A 16,149-nucleotide genomic window follows, 5' to 3' on the forward strand; every position below is an offset into this window, starting at 1 on the left:
GACCGCAAACGAGTCACCGTAGTTGCGGCCGTCCGCAGAAACCTTAATAAACTCTGTACCCGTATTCATAAAACCTCCATATAAATGTAAATATATAAAAATCGGTTCTTATTCCACCAACAGTTTAATGAACAACTCGTCGGCCGCGGTTCCGACCGCATTGCTGTAGCTGCCCAGCTCTCCGCTCTCGTCGGTAATCGCAACGGGGCCGGTATTGGTTCCCCAACTGCCCTCGACCAAATTGGTGGTTGTCAGCACATAATACTGCAGGGCGCTGTCGCCAACTATCGAGAACAGGTAGTCCCCGGAATCAAACGAAGGCTGCGTTCCGATATCCCCCGAATTGGTCGGATTTCCGCCAAAGACATATTCGCCCCAGTCGGTGAGTTCATCGTTGTCCGCATTGGCGGACGGATCACCGGAAAGGTCATACTGATCGACAAACGCATCAAACCCGCTCGGGTCGGCCACGACCGCGGAGTAAACCAGCAGCTCGGACCGGCTCAGCGCCCCGGCGCTCAAACGGACCTCATCCATGTAGCGGACAGCCTTGTTGTTTGCAGAACCATTCAGCAAGAAAGAATTCGTTGTATTCTGAATAGAGTTTACCCCGGCAATGGTTTTCTCAGCGCTCAACAGATCCCCACCATCGGTCAGGTTCTGGTAATAGAGCGTTACCGCTGTATTGCTCACACCCGGTGTCACGACGGCTCCAATGTAATAATCAACCGATCCCGCAAAAGAGTTCGTTCCATCGAGCTTGGCCTGCGCAGTTGCCCAGTTGCTGATGGCTGTATCCCATATCCCAAAGATAAGGTCACCCGTTCCTTCATGAAGAGTTACGCGCCACTCTTCAGCCTTTGAGGCAACGATTTGAAAACCATTCCCCGCCGTTGGCGTTACGAACGCTTCGAACGAAAAGGCGTTGGCTCCGAAATCAAACAGGTTCGTATCGCCAACGGCCCAGTGATTCCCCCTGGCATTAAAAAAAGAAACCCCGGCGTTCGTCACGCCACTCTGTGGGATGGTCGGCAGATACACGCCGTCGCCGGTGGAAGGACGAGCCACACCCTTTGGATAGTCGGCACCGCCAGTAGGCGCACCCGCAATCAGTTGCGTCAGATCCAACCTGTTTCCGCTGGAATCATGCGTGGCGACACCTGGCTCAAAACGCCAATAGCCGAGTTCGGGCACGGTTGCAAGCAACTCGGACCGGCTCAGCGCCCCGTAGCTCAAACGAACCTCATCCATATAGTCCACCGCCTGGAAGTTTTGCGAACCATTCAGCAAGAAATCATTCGTTGTATTATTGATAGAATTTAATCCGGCAATCGTTGTATCCACGCTCAACAAATCTCCCCCATCGGTCAGGTTCCGATAATAGAGTGTCAGTGCGGTATCGGTATCGCCCGGATCCACAACCGCGGCAATATAAAAATCTTTCCCCGTCGCAAAGGTCGTATTTCCATCAAATGTATTCTTCGCATCCACCCAGTCATTGGTTGCGCTATCCCATAGCGACACAGTCAGAATTCCATTGGCGCTATTAATGGTAACCTTCCACTCTTCGTCCTTTATTGCAACCTGCTGAAGGCCCTGATCCGATGGCGTCACGAACGTTTCGAATGTGAAACCGCCGCCTCCGAAATCAAAGAGGTTCGTATCGGCAACGGCCCAATGGTTCCCTTTGGCGTTAAAATATGAAACCCCGGTGTTCGCCGCCACGGTCTGAGGAATGGTCGATAAAAAAGAGCCTGCGCCGGATTCATTACGGGCGACTCCCTCTGGATAGCCGGCACCGCCACCAGAGGCACCCGCAATCCGTTGCGTCAGATCCAACCCGTTCCCGCTGGAATCATTTGTAACGGCACCCGTCTCAAAACGCCAGAATCCCACCGTACCCGCACTCCATAATTCTTTAATTACAACCTCCAGATCCGTCCCGGTCGAGCAGTATTGTTTCAGGTTCGCCCGGAAGCGTGACCAACTACCCTCAACCGTGAGTTTGTGGCGCCGGTTCCCCGGCATTTCCAGATATCCCATGTTGTCATGCTTCTTCAACCAGCTGAAGGCATAGCGCAGAAATTCGTTGCGGCGGGCCTCATCCAGTGACCCAAACCAGCTTATTTCGTCATATCCCCAAACCCAATGGCTGTTGAGATCAGCAACCCCGGGATTGAGCACACCTCCGAAGTTATCAAACTCGACCAGATAGGGAATGCGTTTGCAGAACCATCCGCTGGGAGTGATTCCGCCCGGAGTTTTCCCGTAAATCGAGCTAATATGCCCCACTTCCAGCAGCCCGCCGCCCTCGTTGGCAAGATCCTCTTTCACCCGCAAGGGGAATGAGGAAAAGTCACACAGGAAATGACCATCTGCCGTCTTCAGACCATAGTTGGTCATGTGTGCGTCACACAGGACCGTGCCTCGCCGGGCGTGGTCGCGGGCATACGCCCGAACTTTGCCCAGCACCGTCTGCCAGGCGGTATAATCATTATTGTGGTCCCCCATGGCCATGAGCGACATTTGCCCCCAGTGAATGGCCTCGATCCCGATATCGATGTACTGCCTGGCCATAAAGTAAAAGAACAGCTGCGTTTCCAAGCGAGTAATATCCGGAACACTAAAGCCCTTGTCCCATCCCGGGGTCCCGGCCACATAGTTCCCATTGAGATTGAGCATCGCTTCATAGTTGAAGTTCCGTTGTTCCACGCTCATTCCGAATTCTTCAAACACCCAGTCCGGGATCGGGACTTCATTTACTTTGTCAGTGACACTCTCAAAGATTGCGGCCTGAAAAATAACGGTGGGATCCTCCTGATGGACCGCTTCCATTTTCGTCTTAGCGGCGGCGAGCCAGCCGGGCTCATTAAACAGAGCCGGTTTGTCCCACTGAAAAATGGCCCGGCCGACAAATTTGGCCCCGGTATTCAGAATCATGCGGAGATCATCATCCGAATCCTCATAGGGCATCCCACTATTGTACAAGCCGTTTGAATGCAGACATTCCGCAATGGTAATCGCACGGGAGAGGTAATTTTCCAGCACCTCCTGTGAGATCTCCCCATCAAGAAACGCGTAATTGCGATGATCGGCCGGGGGAGAGGCAGCCTCGGTTGCCTGCGTCAAGGCCCCCGCTCCCACCACCATCGCCACACAAAGAAGTGTCGAACTATTCCAGCGCATCATTTGTTTCCTCATCGAATTAAACACGGCGTTCATACCGTTCACCCTAAAACTCTATTTAGAACCTAGAAACTACAATTCCACCTGTCGCGACCCCAGCTTGATTGCGTTGAATCAATATGTAAATTTGTTGAAGGGAATCAGCCTGACGCTCGAAGAGAGCGTGATTACCCCGACACTTTCCTTGAATCCGACCCTTCGGATCGGGGCAGAGAACTCAAAGTAGCCCCCCAGGTTTTCCAAGCATTGGAAAAAAAGGTTCCAGACATTGGAAACAACAGGATCGCCGAGTTGCACTCGGCACGATGCGGCAACTGATGATGACAAAATCATTTGACGACAAAATGATGGTAAACGCCTCTTCTTTCACCCCGTAGTCAGCTCCGGCAAAGCCTGATAATTTGTCAGGCATGGATACGAATGAAAACAATGTGTCGGGGCGGGCTTCCTATACGGAGGAAGAACGCCGGGAACTGATCGAGGAGTTTAATTCAGCGGGGCTGACCCAGGCGGCGTTTTGCCGGGAATGGAGCATCAACCCGAAAACGCTGGCCCGTTGGCTGCGAATTGAACGTCAGGAATCTGAGGTTGCTTTTTGCGAGGTGGAAGTTCAGCCCGGACCTCCTGAGATAGATGAACTGAAGATCTTTCTGCCGAACGGGATTGAGGTTCAGCTTCCAATTCCGTCACTGAATGAACTCGGTATGGTTCTGCGGGAGGCTGCCGGATGTTTGGATTAAGTAATTCAATCCGGGTATTTCTGGCGGTTGAGCCGGTGGATCTGCGTAAGAGCTTCAACGGATTGCACTGTGTAGTGCAGGATAGGTTAAATGAAGATCCGTGTTCGGGCACATTGTTTGTGTTTACGAACCGACGGAAAAACCGGATCAAGACGCTGTACTGGGATGGTACCGGCATGTGGGTTGCTATCAAGCGGCTTGAAAAGGGCTGTTTCAGTTGGCCTCAAGGCGTTGGCGCAGATGAAAAGCTTAGTCTTGCTCCGGAAGCGCTGGCCCTGCTGCTCGATGGAGTTGATCTAAAACAAGGCTCGCTCAAACCTTGGTATCAGCGCTGATTTTTTTTGCATTTTCCATCAGGTTGGTGCCGCATTTTCAACGTGTTTTGGTATAATGTACGGCATGAATTTTAACCGGGAAAATTTTGATCTGATGGTAAAGGAGCGGACGTCTCTGAATGCCGAAAACACTCAGCTCAAAACCGAAGTTAAACTGCTTAATGAGAAAGTTCAGTATCTGCTGAAAAAACTGTTCGGGCGCAGTTCCGAAAAGTTAAGCCCGGATCAGATGGAACTACTGCTCGATGAACTGCAGGAAGCCCAAGAGGCTCTGGAAATAGCGGAAGAGGCCGAACAGGATGATTCAGAGCCGGTTGAGTCCCGTCGAGGAAAGCGCAAGCCGCTCAAGGAACGGGTCCCGGAAGACCTGCCGGTTGAGCAGGTGATCATCATTCCCGATGAGGTTCAGGGAAATCCTGGTCGCTATAAAAAAATCGGGGAGGAAAAAGTACGGGAGCTCGACGTTGTTCCGACCCGGTATTTTATCCGTGAAATCATTCGAGAAAAGTTTATTGAGATTGATAACCGTGAAGTGCCGCCGCTGATCGCACCAGCTCCGGCAAGACTGATTCCAAACAGCTATGCTTCTGCCGGTCTGCTCCTACAGATCATTCTGAGCAAATATTGCGACCATCTTCCGCTCTACCGTCAGGAACAGGTTTTAAAATACCGCCACGGCATCGAAATCAGCCGCAAAACCATGGGCAACTGGATGTATCTTATCGCCGACTGGTTAACGTTGATCTACGAAGCACTGAGAAATGAAATCCGGCAAAGTGAGTATATTCAGGCCGACGAAACTTTTATCAAATACCAAGACCCGAAAAAGGACCATTGTCCCAATGGATACCTATGGGCCTATCACAGTCCAGGCGTTGGAGTGCTCTTTGAATGGTTTCCGAGTCGTGCTGCATCATGTCTTGATTCGATGCTGACAGATTACGCCGGTCTTCTGCAAAGCGATGGATACGGTTCTTATCCGTCATGGCTGAACGACCCGGCTCATGAACAGGAAAAGGGAAATATTATTCATGCCTGCTGCTGGGCACATGCCCGGCGTAAATTTCATGAGGCCGGGGATTCAATCAGCCGGAAAATTATCAAACTCATTGCGAAGCTCTATCGCAACGAAACCACGTTGCGCAAACAACCGGAGCTCGACCGGGCAACCTATCGGCAGGAACACTCTGCTCCAGTGCTTAATGAAATAAAAACCATTCTGGATCGTGAACAGAAAAAACAACTGCCCAAAAGCAAGCTCGGAGAAGCTATCAGCTATACCCTCAAACGCTGGGACAGCCTGAACCTGTTTCTTGAGCACGGGAAGCTGGAAATCGACAATAACCTTGTCGAAAATGCCATCAGGCCCACGGCCATCGGCAAGAAAAACTTCCTCTTCTTCGGCAGCCCCCGATCCGGTCAGGATAGCGCCATCATATACAGTCTCATCGAAACCTGCCGAAAACTCGACATCAACCCCGCCGACTATTTGCGGGATGTGCTCGAAGCCCTTCCAACCATGGGACAGAACGAAGCTGCCAGCTGGACTCCGGCTCAATGGAACTCATCCCGCGCACAGTCAGCATAAATGCTGTCAAGTGGGTGAACGAACAGACGCATACAAATGATGGGACGGTGCGGAGTTGGTTTTTCAGCCAACGGCTGATCCGCCGGAGGAGGAATCCACAGATTACGCCGATGCTCTCAGATTGATGCGACTGCAATTTTAACAGAACAATTATGGACAGACCTGAGGTACTCCGAAAGTGCTTTCGGTATTCCCCGAAAGAAGCGTAGCGGCAATAATTCGGTGCGGGGCAAGTTTTGACCGCGAAGACGCGACGACGCAAAGAGTAGAGCCTGAAAGCGCAGCGATAAATAATTTTACGCAGTAAAATAACGAGGAACGAGTGGTTCAAAACCGGACCGATGATTTAGACGGACTGGCACGTTCGTCTTTGTTCAATGTGCAGCCCCTGACTCCCCTACTCAATGTTCATGGGAGGAACCCGACCCATTTGGGTTCTCCTCCGCCTTTATCTTCAGTATGAATAGGATATTCGTTAGTTTATTTAAGGTCATACTTCAGTCGTCCCGGCCGATTTAAAAGGGATTGAACTCCGGTCTGGTAAAATGTTTCCGCGTTTTTCTGGCGATGGGTTAGCTGACCGGCCATGACATTGACATACTGCTTATACACCTTCGGGTTCTTTTTCATCTGGTCTTCATCAGGAATCGGCAGATGCTCCAGCTGGGATTCCAATACCATCCGGGCGGTTCGGCTGGCCTCATTGTCCGTCTCAACTTTTTCGAACGTGAAAGGGTTCCCCGATGGATTGCAACGCCAAAGCTGCCCCTGAGCATCCAGCGAATAGTCCCGATTACGAATCATCCGATGAAACCCAAATGTATAACTGAAGAGCCACTCACGGCTATGTGCACGATCGCCCTCCAGCAACGGAACCAGGCTTTGTCCATCCAGCACCTGGGACGGCAAGGCCCGATGGTCGGCCAACTCCAACAAGGTAGGATACAGATCCACGCAATCGGTCAAACTTCCGGTCTCGCCATGCCATTTTACCCATTTGGATCCCCCGGCCACAATAAACGGGATGTGTGCCCCGATCTCCGACGCGGCGCCTTTCCCGAGCCCATAGGTTGGATTATCCGCCATGAAAACGATGACCGTATTTTCGTATTCACCCATCGCTTTGAGCTCGTTCACCAGCCTGCCCACTACCGTATCAAGATATTGTACATTGGACACCATGCCCGGCTCCGTTTTTGTGACCTCATGGTTGCCCGGCGCTTTCATCTCCGTCCAGGGAAAATGGGTCAGGTGGGAAGAATAATAGATAAAAAACGGCTTTTTGGCATGTTTGTTCCGTTGTGCAAAATCAAGGGCAGCATCCGCGAGCATTTCCGGGCCGAAATCATCGGGCCCCGTCGATCGCAACTGGCCATTTTTAATCACCATCGGGTGCCAGGTTGCTGATGGGCTGTGCTGGGGTTTCTCGGTCGGCGAAAATTTGTTTGAGTTCCCCCACGACCACCATGAACCGGAATATTCCCGGGTCCATTCCGGATTCAGTCCATCCCCGCCCATCAGTGAACCGTACAGAAAATATTCATCCACACCCCAGTCCGGATCCGCCGGAGAGGTAGGCAGATGCCATTTGCCTCCGTGAAACGTTGCATATCCGGATTCCTTCATCGCGCGGAAAAGAGTCATTTTTCCCCAGGGCATGGCATCGTACGTTTCGCTTTCTTTGTATGAGTTGCCGTAGGCACCATTGCGGAACCCATACTGACCACTCATGATGGCCGCACGGCTGCTCACACACACCGGCGTCGCCCAGGCGGACTTGAATTTAATACCGCCCTCGGCCAATGCATCGATGTTCGGCGTCGATACCATCGTATTCCCATAACAGCCCAGCTCATGCGTACTGCAATCATCTACTAGAAACAGGATAATGTTCGGTTGCTGGGTGGCCTGCAACCCAACCGGCATAAGGGTGAGCGCCAACGCCGCCAGCACTATTTTATTTTTCATTTTTCTCATCGTGATTTCCTTTGACTATTGCGCGAGCTCTCAAGCGATACGAACTAAAAGCTCGGTGCGCGGCCCGATATGTGTATCTCTATCTTCTCTGAAGTTCTTGAATCCTATCTGGTCTATGAACCTTACAACGCACCGCTGATGGCAATAGTCACGATCTCCCAAGGCTCAAACTCAAGCTTGATTTTTCCGTTTCTACTTTTTAGTTCGCGGACCTTTTCGTGATTCAATTTGACCTTGCTATATTCGCCTGACTTGAGGTACGGCAGATGGATACTGGCTTTCGTTTTCTTACCACTTCTCTCGTAAAACCGGACATATGTGGTATCCCCCTCATAATAAAGGGCGGACAATACGATATTTGGCTTGTTAACGGAGAGAAACGAGAATGCCTGCTGTTGCTCTACCGGCAACGTATCAGGCCAGTAGACGATAAACGGCGTATTTACACTTTTTGCAACCGTATATGCATCTCCCTGGAAGGGATCCTCTTTGTGGGTATATATGGAATACTGATAGTTCTGTTTTCCAACGACATAGGGACGCGCACGGGTTAAGCAGATCGACAGAATGCCGTTCCGATATCTATAGGACGGCGAATTCCTGTGGATAAGCGACAGCCCATATTGCCCTTGGTATACATCGGCAAAATCCGTCGTGACCTGCCGTTCTTTTTGGGTCTCGTACAGCCCAAAGGGCTGGTTGATGTATAGCTTGCCCTTGAAATTTAACGGGAACTGAACAAATAATCCTGTATAGCGGTCTTCGATCTCGCCAAATTTCATCCCGTTCCTGCCAAAATTCATCCCCTCTTTGCCATAATCGACGGTCAAATCAAAATCAATCCGTTTCATGTTGTCATAGAGGCGAACCAAACAGTCATACGGGGCGGCCCCAACCTTTGACCGAATACGGATCGTCGACCGCAACGGGCCCTGTTCCACGACTTCAACCGTTGCCGATTCGTCAGAAGAACGAACCGCGGGGAGACAGGGAGAAAACAGCTCGTTGCCGACCCGGTTTGAATCAAGCATTTCTTTCCCGAGTGTTTTATCAAAAATACGGCTTATCCCGCCATTCTCAGAATTAATTTCAACCCGGTAGTAATCGTTCTCCAAATGAGCTGGGCCCGTTTGCAATGATTTCGCCACCACGGGGGCCGGTTTTTCTGTCGTGGGTTTCAGGTAATAGGTTTTATAGCCGAGGGATGGAATATCCGCCCAAAACAGCGCCTTAACCCTTTTCACAGAACCATCCGCGTACCGGTCCTCCGAGACGACCTGATACGAGACCTCCTTGCTTCCATCATTTAAGTTAAAGTGGAAGACCTCCCCCTGACTGAAGCTTTTTTCAAACTCGACATAATTGCCTTTGTCCCAGCCAAGTTGATTGAACACCAGAAGGGGAATCGAACTCTTATCCCGCGGCGGGGCGGTCACTTCTCCGGACAACTCGCTGAATGCTTTGCTTGCAATGGTATCGGCGGTCCCCTGGGTCTCTTTGATGAACTCTTTTACCCGGTTGTACCGATTGACCGGGATCATTGGGCCGGCGTAATTCGGTCCTAAGTCCTCGGTATAATTTTCCATACCGCCAGGCGTTGCAGATGACCTCGGCAATATTTCGCGATCATATCCCCAAGCGTGCCCGCCGGCTTTCTCTTCCCCTGGTTTGACGGACACAGGCGGCACCTGATTTGCGTAATTCACAGGACCATAAAACATGTGATCCTGGGTCCGCAGCAGGGTCTGCCAGGATTCATCCAGCTGTTCCTTTGTTTTCATTAAATCCGTGCTCGGCATTTTGCCTAACACTGCCGCCATTGCGCTTAATTTCTCTGCTGCCAGGATTTTATTCTCAGTCGTTCGATTCCATTCCGCGTGCTGATTCAGACAGCCCCAGCTGGACCAGATATCGATTCGACACGCCCACAAATCATCCACGCCCAGGAAGACCGATTGCTCGGCTTTGGGAGTTAGTTCAAAAAACTCTTTCGCCGTGACCCAAGTCCCTGCAATGGGAGCAATCGGGTTGATCAGAGTTAATTCCTTTTCACTTGGGATCTTGACCGGGTAGAGCGGGCAGGTCGCATCCAGCGTATCTCCCAGGAGAATCGTCTTGTAGCCAAGTTTGTCAGCTTTTGCAATGTTTTCAGGGTGAGCCAAAAATAACGGTTTTCGAATCCCTTCATATTGAGGACACGCTTCAATGTCCGAGCCATCTAAGCCACGCCACATGATCTTATCCGCTCGGATCCGCTTGATCTCCCCTAACCATCCGGAATGCAAAATCGCCTGTTTATATCCGAAGTTATTTAATAGTTGGGGTAGCTGGGGGTGGTAATCGAAATGATCTCGCGGGGTCGCATACGTTTGCACTTTTTTGCCAAGGGTATCTTCAAATACGGGCAACCCATAAGCAAACTGCCGCACATTACTTTCTTCTGATAGGATCGGAAGAAAGGCGGCGGAATAAATGCCGTGCACGGATTCCAAATAACCATCTTTGATTCCGTCGCGAAACCGCTTGAATTCATCGGGGTAATATTTGACCAGCAACTGCAAGTCACAGGGGTATACGTTCATGAGCCGTCTTGCGCCCGTACGTTCGCACCAGCCTAATTGTTTTTCCATCCACTGCATCAGGTGGTCCTGGTACTCGGGTTCCGCGAAACCCAACAAGCCCCCGCCATAATAATCGGGAGTCAGGACGCTCGAGTGCCAGCCCCGGATCATATAGCGCTTTACGCTGGTCATTTGATCCATGCACTCGGATAAAAGCTTCACACTTGAATTATATGCAGCTTTTCCTTCATCAAATTTCCCTTGAACCAACAGGCTCGCGGCCTGCCCGATTCCATGGTCGGCTTTATCAAGCATCCGCATCAACTTTTCGGCGGATAACCTTTCCGAAAACGGCTCTTCTTGCTGGGCCAGCAATACATAGTCCCTGCTGGAAGCATACGCGTAGAACATTTCGCTCCACCTCCGCATCGGCGCTTGTACCGGCTGGTCAAAAAATTCCATGCCTAAAAGAGATCTGAATGTATTGACAATGAGATGCCCAATGTTCGTTTTGTACTGAGCGTACTCCTTCGCGTTTCGGACATGAGCATCCAAATCACTGAAAATGTCAGTGGCGGCCAGGCCCACCCTCCCGTTTGCACTCACAAACAGGTCGGGGTCCCCTCCCAAACCCACCTGGGTCAGGACCGTACTCTGGCCCGGGTCAAATCTCACGTGCGGCAGCCACGTCCGATGCGGATAAACACTGCTCCCTTCGGGAAGACCTAATATTCTCGCAGACGGATGATCGGTCAGCAAGGAAGACGCCGGCGTTTGATCCGCGATCCCTTTAAATGCAATCCCCTGTTTGCTCAAGAACCGGGCGGCCTGGGTCGGGGACTCAAATGTGGGCTGAACGAGCAATAACGAACCGTTGTTGTCTACATAATTTAAAAGGTCATTGATATATTCGTTCTTAATGGTGTGAGGATACGGAACAATAACCAAATCATACGATGAGATGATTTGCTCGGTTAGCATCGGAGTGGTCGCGGCACCTGCATCATCTGATTGCAAATCAGCACCGGCTTTAATATATTTCAACGGGTCAGTTTCCCCCTGACCTGCATAAACTTTATCCACCTCAACATTCACTTCAGAACGGATCAACGGGTCATATAAAAACCAGGGCAAATAGCCCCAGGCCGGATAGGCACTGTCATAAAAGATCAAGACCTTCTTCGCCTTTTCGGAGGACAACTCCGAGCCCGCTTGATCAGCTGCTGCCGCACTATTACAGCAAAACAAACCTAAATTAAATGCGATACCTAGAAGTGCTGCCAGACTCAATTTCTTCATAATCTTTACCCTTGTTATTTTTCTCGAAAACCAACTCAGTGAAAATCGCTGATTGATCTTCAAATGTGTCTTATCGCGCCCCTCAAGGATCACGTCTTTCGAAACCCTGATTCCGGCCAGCGCGAGGCCAATGTCGGATAGCAGTCCATCATATTTGATTCATAGCCCTTGCGCACTCAGGCCCCCGCCACAATAGGAGTCACAAGAGAGAGACAACACACAGCTAATAGAATCAGCCCGAGACACCTGAATATTACTGTATTCAGCAAATTCAAACTCCTTAAAATGATCTCAGCTTAAAGAGGGAGAACGTAACAATAAAATTGAGCCGCAAATAGCAACGTTATGTTGAATCAAGATGTGAATTTGTTGAAGGAAAGCGGCGTACGGCGGGATGCCCCCGGCTCGACCTTGCGACACCCAGAGTCAGCCCCAAGAACGGGGCGACACAGCTCTTGCGGTTAAAAAGGTTTCGCCCCAATCAAATGGATATAATCCATATTTTTACCCTTCTCCTTATTTAATTGAATAAGCGGAGCTAACTCGTCAAACAGCACGCGGTTGACGATCTTATGATCGGGAGTAACCTCCAGCAGCTGCACCTTCTGCTGTTCGGGATCGGTTGTATGATAATCCGCATTACACAAGATAAAATGGCCATTCTCCAGCTGTTGCGCCCCCCCGGCAAAACAGATCTCAATGTCAGGATGAGTCTGTTTAGAAAACTCCCACACGGCGTTGCCGTCTGCATCGATTTCAAGCCACCGGCCATCAAACCCGGTTGAAACCAGCAGGTTTCCATCGTCCAGTTCAAGAACTTCGAAACTGTGCAACATGCCTTGACCCTGCGGCTTTCCATACCGTTTTAAGTCAATCTCCCGGTGGAGTTTGCCGGCGGCATCCACTTCGATTATTTTGTCAGGAAGCATGGCAACCAGATAGTTCCCACGTCTGTTTTTACGGCCCAGTCGATAGCGCCAATGAATTTTTTCGGATGTAGAAGGCAGGAGCACCTCGACAACAATGTCGTTGTCCTTGTTCACCTCCACCAGCCGATTATTACCGGAATCAATCATTAAGACATTGCCATTCTCCAAGGGCTGGCAGGCGTCGATCTCCACGCCTCTCTTCTTTTCCAAAACATATTCCCACACAATCTTTTTTTGAGGCGTGACCTCATGAACACCACACCGTGTCGAAAACAGAACATGTCCTGATTCCAGCGGCCAGGCATCGTATAACCCGCCTGCGTTTGCCTGGTAAACCCAGCTCACCGTTTTGTCCGGTTCCAGAACAAATACTTTATTTCCGCCGGCGACCAACAACCGCGGCAGTTGTGCAAAAGCGGCTGTTACGGAACAGATTAGAATGACTGACAGCGCGGCTGTTTTTCTCATAGTGCCTCTTTCTGGCCCGTCAGAGCCGGGTTGGGTTATTGCCGTTCGGTGACAATGATCCGAAAGCCGACGTTATACACGTTTTGCCATGCAGGATAGCCATGCGAAACGGAAACTGAACAGCGCTCGGGGCGGTCCAGGTACGAGCCGCCTTTGACCGTTTTTTCATTACGTCCATAATCAGAAAGCGTCCATTCCGCAGCATTTCCGTGCATATCGTACAATCCGAATCGGTTGGGAGCGTAACTGCCGATGGGGGCGGTCACGCAGGCTCCGTCATCAAATGTTCTATCCGCGAAGTCAACACCTTCTGAAATGACCAAATCCACATCCCCCGCCACCTGAAAATGTCCGGTCGCAGAGTCTCCTTTATATCCATACGAGGCAAACGTGTTATCCGCCATATTCTCGTATACAGAGAAATCGTCTCCCGGGTAATAGAACTCGCCGCGGCCCCCCGCCAAGCAGGCCTGCTCCCATTGCGCGGCGGTTGGCAGGCTTACATTCGTCCCGGTCTGTTCGGACAGCCACGCACAAAACGCCATGGCCCGGTTCCACGAAACCCGCACTGCCGGTTGCTCATCCTCGTCCAGCGGCAACCCCTTTCCACTGCCATCACTCTCTTCATCATGGCGCTTGCCAAAATAGCGGCTGCTGTGGTTCGGGTCGAACTGCCGAAACTGGGCGTTGCTGATCTCACAAGAGCCCATCCAATATCCGGCGCCAAAATTCACCAGATCAATGCGTTCCCCATTGCCCAGGTCGAGCGATTTACTGGTTGGCTTCGGCAGGTCCTTCAGCGGCTTTCTTTCGAGCGATTTTGTTTCTTCATAACGAAACGTAACCGGGGTTTCATCGTAGGGATCCACTTCCGGAATGATGTCCGGGATCACCGCCGGCCCGCCATACAGAGCGGCCAGCTCCCATCTGCGGTTCGTGTCATCTTCCGGAACCGGCTCATTATACACATCGTACCAAGTGCCGTGACAGGGGCCATTCATGTCAATCCAGGTCGTGATCCGACTCCAGGATTCCGGATCGAGTTCAATGCCCTTGTGTCCTTCCTTCAACAGCTGAACCAGTTCGCTGGTGTTGGCGTGATATTCACCGGGCTCCAGCAACGAAACATCATCACCCACATTAACCCGCCGAATGTAGGGTAGCAGCGCTTCATAGGCAGGGGTGTACAACACCTTGTTGTCATATTTGGCTTTCAGGTCCGGATGCAAGCGCAAGAAATCCCACGTGCCCGGCACGCGCCCGGTATACTCGGGAAAATACTTTTCCCCGCGCAGATCCAGTGGCTGCTCGTCGTTGTGGCAGCTGACGCAGTAGCGATTGAGGACGGGCTGCACCTCGCGTTCGAAATCAAACCCGCGGGCGGGGCCATACCATTCGGCCAGCGGTTCGGGTTCTTTGAGCAGGGCAATTGACCGCTTGGACAGCGGCGCCGTCTCCGGCGACTCGTGGCACCCAACACACGACATGGTTTCGCCAGGCATGGCGGTCACCCACGAACGCATGAGCTGAACCGCGCGTCCGTTTTCATCCAACGGCTGAAAGGCCACCGGCGTATTAGCCGGAATCTTAAACATGGCGGATCCGTCTGACTCCACTGGCGCAGTCCCGAGGATGCGCATGGCTTCCCAGGGCCCCGACAGCCCGATCTTATCGGTCCCGGCCAAACGCGAATAGCCGAAGTCATAGGCGATGACGCGCAGATTTTTGACGGTTCCGCGGGGCACCTCCTTTAATCCCGGCCCCATGTACACATCCTGGATATAAACGGTGGCACCATCCTTATCCAGGTTGACCCGTTGGGGGACGGCCGGTGGTACTTTTCGTGGTTGAACGGGAATGGGCTCCAGGAATGCAACGCCCTCCTCTTCGTGCAAGAGCAAGATGTTGTTGTCTGCATCGGCCAGATAGATGCCAATCTTCTTGTTTGCAGGCGTTTCCCATGCAGAGGTGAGATAGTGTCGACTCGTAATGTAGGACGGCGTCATAAATTCCGGCCAGCTCGAGTGTGTCCAGCCATCCCGGACGGCCGGTTCTAAGGGCTCCCACGGCCCGTGGATCTGCGTGGTGCCGGCGTGGGCATTGTCCGTGTCACTTAAGTTCAGCAAAGCAAGCTTGCCGGATCGCCAGCTTTGGTGGTATCCGGCCACAATGCCCAAAAACGTTCCCGGTTGCCCGGGCAATTCTTGGGGATAGTAAAAGCCACTTGGAAACCACCGGTTGCTGCCGTAGATGGATTTCTGACCGGTTCCATCGGGGTTCATCGTCATGATGGTCCTCATGTATATCCGGTTGATGCCCGTATAATCCCACCGGCTGAACATGACTTGCCCGTCATTGCGAACAAACGGATGCAGGTCGTGATCCTGATCGTAACACAAACGGCGCATTCCGCTGCCATCGGCATTCATCCTGTACAGGTTCGCCACATACCTCTTGGGGTCCTTGCGGGCTCGCCAGCCATGCCAGCACGGCACACCCTGCTTGGGTGCATCGCTGGCAAAGACGATCCCCCCATCCGGCAGGTAACACGCATCAAAGCTGCTCACATCCTCCGGGGTCTGGGAGACCTGCCGCAGCCCCGAACCATCGATGTTCATTTCAAAAATCTTCCAGTTGGTGCTGTTGGACTCGGTGAACAGGAATTTGTCCGCCTGCCAGTGCAGGTCGATCTGGCCGACGAAGTAGTTTCCGTCAGGCTTGTAAAGCGTTTTATAGCTCCCCGTTGCCGGATCGTAGATGCCAATTTCATTCTGATAGGAATCGCGCGACAGTGACGAGTGGGCGACGTGGTTTACCGGAAAGCCCAGGTGATCCAGAACGTCTTTGTCCTTTTTTTTGCTCCACGTTGGCCACGCTCGTTTGACGCACAGGATGCGTATGCCCTCCAGCTCTTGACCGGACTGAAACAGATCGGATGCGTTGGTATCCGCCGAAACCGTAGTGGACGTCTGCTTGCTGTCGGCAAAGGCGGCCATACTACACAAGGATATGGTTAGAAATCCAGAAAGTAGAAATTTCAACATCGTCATATTTAATCCATTTTAA

General features: G+C 51.7%; 8 protein-coding genes. 3 read left to right on the forward strand and 5 right to left on the reverse strand.

The window, feature by feature from the left end:
• Positions 1–108: 108 nt before the first annotated feature.
• Positions 109–3,189 carry a hypothetical protein gene (locus tag SCARR_RS07725; protein ID WP_136060914.1) on the reverse strand — a complete coding sequence of 1,027 codons (3,081 nt, stop codon included), beginning with the start codon at positions 3,187–3,189 and terminating at the stop codon, positions 109–111.
• Between the two features lie 407 nt (positions 3,190–3,596).
• Between SCARR_RS07725 and tnpA the strand changes: the two genes are divergently transcribed.
• The 3 genes from tnpA (at position 3,597) to tnpC (ending at position 5,849) form a co-directional block, all read left to right on the forward strand.
• Positions 3,597–3,926, forward strand: a complete 330-nt coding sequence (tnpA, locus tag SCARR_RS07730) for an IS66 family insertion sequence element accessory protein TnpA (RefSeq protein ID WP_136059628.1) — start codon at positions 3,597–3,599, stop codon at positions 3,924–3,926.
• Positions 3,914–4,261, forward strand: coding sequence for an IS66 family insertion sequence element accessory protein TnpB (gene tnpB / locus SCARR_RS07735; protein WP_136059629.1), 348 nt, complete (start codon positions 3,914–3,916; stop codon positions 4,259–4,261). The genes tnpA and tnpB overlap by 13 nt, the downstream gene beginning before the upstream one ends.
• 64 nt (positions 4,262–4,325) lie before the next feature.
• Positions 4,326–5,849, forward strand: a complete 1,524-nt coding sequence (gene tnpC / locus SCARR_RS07740; RefSeq protein WP_168432867.1) for an IS66 family transposase — start codon at positions 4,326–4,328, stop codon at positions 5,847–5,849.
• Between the two features lie 480 nt (positions 5,850–6,329).
• Here tnpC and SCARR_RS07745 read toward each other — a convergent pair whose 3' ends face one another.
• The 4 genes from SCARR_RS07745 to SCARR_RS07760 all read right to left on the reverse strand — a co-directional run bounded on the left by SCARR_RS07745 (position 6,330) and on the right by SCARR_RS07760 (position 16,133).
• A complete protein-coding gene (locus SCARR_RS07745) occupies positions 6,330–7,817 on the reverse strand; it encodes a sulfatase-like hydrolase/transferase (RefSeq protein ID WP_168433106.1) in 1,488 nt (495 codons plus the stop codon).
• Positions 7,818–7,948: 131 nt separating this feature from the next.
• Positions 7,949–11,686, reverse strand: a complete 3,738-nt coding sequence (locus SCARR_RS07750; protein WP_136060916.1) for a glycoside hydrolase family 38 C-terminal domain-containing protein — start codon at positions 11,684–11,686, stop codon at positions 7,949–7,951.
• 461 nt (positions 11,687–12,147) lie between these two features.
• Entirely contained in the window at positions 12,148–13,008 is an 861-nt protein-coding gene (locus SCARR_RS07755) for a beta-propeller domain-containing protein (RefSeq protein WP_136060917.1), read from the reverse strand.
• A 110-nt stretch (positions 13,009–13,118) separates the two neighbouring features.
• Positions 13,119–16,133 carry an HzsA-related protein gene (locus SCARR_RS07760; RefSeq protein WP_136060918.1) on the reverse strand — a complete coding sequence of 1,005 codons (3,015 nt, stop codon included), beginning with the start codon at positions 16,131–16,133 and terminating at the stop codon, positions 13,119–13,121.
• Positions 16,134–16,149 lie beyond the last annotated feature (16 nt).

The sequence above is a fragment of the Pontiella sulfatireligans genome (genome assembly GCF_900890705.1).
In the GTDB taxonomy this organism is placed as follows: domain Bacteria; phylum Verrucomicrobiota; class Kiritimatiellia; order Kiritimatiellales; family Pontiellaceae; genus Pontiella; species Pontiella sulfatireligans.